This window comes from Pedobacter sp. 01T416_2 (genome assembly GCF_056398925.1).
Genome location: NZ_JBFTQI010000956.1, coordinates 1 through 2010 on the forward strand (window position 1 = coordinate 1; position 2010 = coordinate 2010).

Below are 2010 nucleotides of genomic sequence, written 5' to 3' on the forward strand. Positions count from 1 at the left end.
GAAAACATCTCTATACCCGAAAACATCTCTATACCCCTCACTGTAATCGGCATTAAAAGATGATACCACTTTAAATTTGCCAAAAGTTCCTTCTAATTTGGCATAGCCCTGAATAGAGTTTGTTTTGTTATCATCAAAACCTTTCTTATATTCTTGCAGGTATGAACCATAGAAATCTTTATTTGGAGGTAGAGGCGCGCTTAAATCAGGAAAATAATTAAGTTGTGCAAATCGGTCGCGCAAGGTTTTATTTCTGTCGCGGTTTAAACGGTTCGCATTAATCATAGTCGAGAACAACAACCATTTGGTTGGCTTCATATTGATATTGAAAGTGGCGCTATAACGGTCGATACCCGTTTGATCTGCTACGCCTTCACTTTTGGTATTACCTAATGCAAACCTAAAATTCGCCCTGTCAGTACCACCGGCAAGTGAGAAATTAATGCCATATACCAGCGCATTTTTGTAGTATAAATCTGTCCAGTCTGATTTTCCACTATACACATTATTTAGCGAATCGCTTAAATATACCGGATACTCTTCATCATCAGAATACCTGCCATTTGTGGTATATACATCATAAAACCGCTGTCTGAAATCATTTTCGTATTTACCATTGATGGTATTTACAAATGGTTTTTGCACCATGCCTATATACGAATTGAAAGATATAGCGCGGTATTTACCAACTGCTGTTTTTGAGGTTAAAACAATTACTCCATTAACACCTCTTGGCCCATAAACAGAAGTAGAACCTAAATCTTTAAGTACCTCTACCGATGTAATATTATTCAGATCGATACCGGCCAATAAATTAGTTGCAGGACCGATTCTATTAAAATCGAATTGCTGTATATCAAAAGCAAAAGGATGCTCCCGTACCAAAGGGATTCCGTCGAGAACCACCAGAGGCTGAGCATCGTACAAATCCTTTTTAGATAATAGTGGCATTGCAGCCCCTCTAATAAACATGTTCTGAATAGACCCAGGCTCACCAGATGGCTCCTGAATATACAGACCAGCAAAATTGCCCTTTAAGTTTTGTTGTAATGAAACGGCAGGGAATAGTGATAGATCTCTGGTGTCTTTTTTTACACCGCCAGATAACTTATCGTAAAGTGTTTTCTGCTTGATCTGATCTAAACTGTCTTTTCGTAATGAATCTTTCGGTGTTACGATCTTGATTTTTGTCGTATCCTGAAGAATCAAGCAATTAATTGTTAGGCCTTTATGAAGTTTTTCACCCGTTGCAAAAGTCGGTAAAACGTTTAATGTAAACGCGGCAAAAAAAACAAGGCACGCCCATAAGTATCGCATAGTTAATGGATCTTTAATTGGTAAAAAAATGATTTCTAAAACTTATTTTTTCGGAAACGGCATAGTATGTCCTAGGTTAAAGAGACAGGTACTTCGGTAGTAATAGTTAAGGGTTCTCATAAAATTTAGTATTTGGTTAAATCAAATATATACTATACTAAAACGTTTTAATAACAAATTGTCATTTTTATGAAATTTTTATAAAATACCACAATAATATTTAATTCTATTAAAATAATTGTCAGTCAGACAGGTAAAAAAATAAATATTATCAGAATATCTTAAAAAATTAACATCCTATAAAACAGTCTATAAGGATATTTTTAGTCAGCAATAACAATAAATCGAACAATTTTATGTTGCTATTTTCTTAAAGCACTTAAACGTTTTAGTAAAAACATAAAATACAGATCAAGAAGTAAAGATTAAACCGACAATGATTGTTTAGGCGTGAGGATAGTCCTTTACCATATTATATATTATAGCATTAGCTTGGATATAGTGGTATTTATATCATAAAACAGAAAGGTTAAAATCAATTATTTTTCGGTGGCCACCCGATAAGTAGGATCTTCTATAATGTTTACTGCTATAATCTGATCGGCATTTTTCAGCAAGCGCTTACAATCGTCGCTCAGGTGCTTTAATTGGAGTTTTTTATCAGCCGAATGGTAACGTTCGGTTAGTTTATTC

General features: G+C 34.5%; 1 protein-coding gene. It reads right to left on the reverse strand.

The annotated features are described in order from the left end of the window. The coding region (locus AC1DPQ_RS26255; protein WP_477611367.1) for a TonB-dependent receptor plug domain-containing protein at positions 1-1209 on the reverse strand (1209 nt) is incomplete at its 3' end. Positions 1210-2010: the final 801 nt, after the last annotated feature.